Raw genomic sequence first — 3,564 nt, 5'->3', positions numbered from 1 at the left:
TTTGGGCGGTCTGCGGCGTTGCAAATGCTCGCCATGGCCCCAGCCATGGCTGTGCTTTGCGCCTTGCAGCCCATCCCAAATCACGGCGCGCCGCATCGCGGGAACTCATTCAGCGCTTCCCTAGAATTTCATTATCCACGAGGGCCCTTCCCTATGACCTATGCCCCGACCTCGGCCTTGATTGCCGAACTGCTTGCCCGCCCCGCCGACGCCGACCGCCTGATGCGCGCCGCCTGCGCCGAGTTGCGCGCCCATCCCCTGCCACCAGCCCCGCCCGATGCCAACGCCCTGCGCACCGGCCTGGGCCGCGTTGCCGAGGCGGGGCTGGACGGCGTGCTGCATCGCCTCGTCGCCGATGTGCCACACGGCTGCGTGACGGAGAGCCTCGCTGCACTGCTGCGCCCGCCCGAACTGGCCTGGGACGAGGCCCAGGAGATCGACTGGGCCGCACGCCATTGGCAGGAATGCCGTGCCGAGGGTCAGCTCGACGAGGAACTGGCGGCCGACTTCGGCGAGTACTGGCGGCGCCTGGAATGGAGCGCGCTGCGCCAGCACCTTGTGCTGCTGGGGAACCTGGGCGAAGGCCATGCCGAGGAGCGCCGGCTGCTGGCCCATGTCGCCAAGACCTCGAGCCGCTATGTCGCCTTCGGGCCGCTCAAGCGGGCGATGGAGGCGCGCCATCCCGAATTCTTCGTGCTCGGCTTCAGCCTGCGCTGAGCGGAAAGCAAAACGACCCCGGGGCCGAGGCCGCGGGGTCGCCGTGGGGTGCGGATGAATCAGGCTTTGCGGCGGCGCTTGGCCAGGCCGACACCGGCCAGGGCGATGCCCACCAGCGCATAGCTGGCCGGTTCAGGCAGAGCGGCGGCACCGGTCTGGTAGGCCCACAGGCCCAGGTCGCTGTACGCCGAAGTGTTATTGGGGTTGTAGTGGTCCCAGCTGCCATTGGTGCCGGCGTAGGCGTAGGCATAGGCATTCGGGTTGCTGGCACCGACGTCGGCGTAGTTGCCCCACATCAGGCCGCGCGAGGACGAACCACCGATGACCGAGCTCAGCGCGTTCCAGTCGCTGCCGGGCGTGCTGGTCCACAGCGCATCCACGTCGCTCAGCGAAGCGACCGAGAAGCCGGCAGCGGTGGCCGTGTTGACCTGAGCCGTGTAGTTCATGTTGAACAGGTCGGGCAGCTGGAGCCAGACACGGCCGGTGGTCGTGTCCTGGAAGGTGGCATAGCCGTTCACATCGGCGTGCGCCACGAGGCCGGCGTGAGCGGCACTGGCGCCCAGGCCGATGACGGTAGTGAGGGCGACGGCCAACAGCTTGGTCGAGAAGGTCATTTGATTTATGGACTAGGGATTGACGWCGGACGCATGTTGCCCGCGTCGCCTCCAAGTTCCGCCCCCTCGCCTCCAGGGGGTCAGGCCATGCCTTGTGAACAAGTTCGCAGCCGCCCGGCCGCGTCTTCCCCCGTGGTCACGGGGAAGCGCCTCAGGGACAGGTCGCGCAGCCCGCTGCGACCAGCCAGGGGTCCTTGTCCTCGCCGCCGAAGATCTGCAGCAGGAAGTCGAGGAAGGCGCGCGTGCGTGCCGGCACGTATTTGCGGGTCGGCATGCCGGCCCACAGCGTCGTGCCAAACAGCCGCCACTGCGGCATGACGCGCTCCAGCGCCTGCTCCAGCAGCGCGTCCTCGACCATGAAGCTGGGCAGCCCGGCCACGCCAAGGCCGTGCAGGGCGGCGGCGTAATTGGTGTCCATGTGCGTCGTCGACAGCGCGGCGCGCGAGGGCACGATGGGCAGGGTGATCTCCTCGGTGCCGTCGCCGCGCTGCAGCGTCAGGCCGCGCATCAGCGAAGGCGTGGGCGGCAGCAGCGCGTCGTGCTGCTTGAGGTCGTGCGGGTGCTGGGGGCGGCCGCGCTGGTCCAGATAGTCGGGCGAGGCGCACATGATGAATTCACTGCGTGCCAGGCGGCGGGCGATGAAATCGCCGTCCAGCGTCTCGCGGGACAGGAAGATGGTCAGGTCGTAGGCGTCGTCCACCGTGTCGACCGGGCCCGGCGACGTGRTCTCCAGCGTCACCAGCGGGTACTCGCGATGGAACTTGGGCAGGTGCTTGGCGAGCTGATGCACCGCGATGGCCGGCGGGCACAGGATGCGCAGCAAGCCGCGCACCTCCTGCGTGGCCGAGGCGGCCAGGGCTGCCGCCTCGTCGACATCGGCCAGGATGCGCCGCGCCCGCTCCAGATAGGCCTCGCCGATCTCGGTCAGCGACAGCCGCCGCGTCGTGCGGTTCAAGAGCCGCGTGCCGAGATGCTCCTCCAGCTCGGCCACCAGCCGCGTGACGACGGCCGGCGCCAGGTCCAGCCCGCGTGCCGCGGCGGCAAAACTGCCCTCGTCGATGACGCGGACGAAAACCTTGATGGCGCGTAGCTGATCCATTCAGGGATGCGCAGCCATGACCTGGGCCACGGCTGCGGTCAAGCGCTTGCCATAGGGCACGTGCAGGAACTCGTTGGGCCCGTGGGCATTGCTCTTCGGTCCGAGCACGCCGCAGACCATCATCTGCGCCTTGGGGAAGCCCTTTTGCAGCATGCTCATCAGCGGGATGGTGCCGCCCTGGCCGATATAGCCGACCGGCGCGCCGAAATGGGCATGGCTGGCGTCGTTGAGCGCCTGGCTAAGCCAGGGCGACAGCTCCGGCGTGTTCCAGCCGGTGGCGCCATAAGCGCCGGCACGACCGTCGGGCGTGAAGGTCACCTTGGCGTTGTAGGGCGCGTTGTCCTCCAGCAGGGCCTTCAGCTTGAGGGCAGCTTCGTTGCCGTCAATGAGCGGCGGCAGGCGCAGCGACAGCTTGAAGGCGGTGTAGGGCCGCAGCACATTGCCGGCGTTCTTCAGCTCGGGGAAGCCATCGGCGCCGACAACCGACAGCGTCGGCCGCCAGGTGCGGTTCAGCAGCACCTCGACCGGGTCGGTCGTCACCGGCAGCACCGGGCCGCCGTCCGCACCGCAGGCCCAGGGCATGCGCTTGTAGACCTCTTCCTTCAGGATGGCCGCCGTCGCTTTGACCTGGTCCAGGCGGGCGCCGGGGATGTCGCAGTGGAAGCTTTCGGGCAGCAGACGGCCCGTCTTGCTGTCCTCCAGCCTGTCCAACACCTGGCGCAGGATGCGGAAGGACGAGGGCACGACGCCCGAAGCGTCGCCGCTATGGATGCCTTCGGCCAGCACCTCGACCTTCAGCACACCCGACACCATGCCGCGCAGCGAGGTCGTCAACCAGAGCTGGTCGTAGTTGCCGGCGCCAGAGTCCAGGCAGACCACCAGGGACACGTTGCCCAGCCGGGGACCGAGCAGGTCCAGGTAGGCCGGCAGGTCGAAGCTGCCGCTTTCCTCGCAAGTCTCGATCAGGCCGACGCAGCGCGGGCGCGGGATGCCCTGCTTGTCCAGCGCCATGATGGCCGTCAACGACGCGTAGACGGCATAACCATCGTCGGCGCCGCCGCGGCCATAGAGCAGACCGTTCTCATACTTGGGCGTCCAGGGGCCGAGGTCGTTGCGCCAGCCGCTGAACTCGGG

The 3,564-nt window shown here is 68.5% G+C and carries 4 protein-coding genes; 1 reads left to right on the top strand and 3 read right to left on the bottom strand.

What is annotated here, in order from left to right:
• Positions 1-153: 153 nt before the first annotated feature.
• Positions 154-717 (top strand): hypothetical protein, encoded by a 564-nt coding sequence (locus AC1DU6_RS23770; RefSeq protein ID WP_457389255.1) that lies wholly within the window; start codon positions 154-156, stop codon positions 715-717.
• Positions 718-776: 59 nt separating this feature from the next.
• On the opposite strand, the gene AC1DU6_RS23765 is transcribed toward AC1DU6_RS23770, so the two are convergent.
• The 3 genes from AC1DU6_RS23765 to AC1DU6_RS23755 all read right to left on the bottom strand — a co-directional run.
• Positions 777-1,331, bottom strand: a complete 555-nt coding sequence (locus tag AC1DU6_RS23765; protein ID WP_457323138.1) for a PEP-CTERM sorting domain-containing protein — start codon at positions 1,329-1,331, stop codon at positions 777-779.
• A gap of 151 nt (positions 1,332-1,482) precedes the next feature.
• Positions 1,483-2,430, bottom strand: coding sequence for a LysR family transcriptional regulator (locus tag AC1DU6_RS23760; RefSeq protein ID WP_477860063.1), 948 nt, complete (start codon positions 2,428-2,430; stop codon positions 1,483-1,485).
• Positions 2,431-3,564: M20/M25/M40 family metallo-hydrolase (locus AC1DU6_RS23755; protein WP_477860061.1), on the bottom strand; the 1,134-nt coding region annotated here is incomplete at its 5' end. It abuts the gene before it with no gap.

It is taken from the genome of Roseateles sp. P5_B10 (genome assembly GCF_056400485.1).
This window is presented reverse-complemented; position numbering and strand designations above follow the sequence as displayed.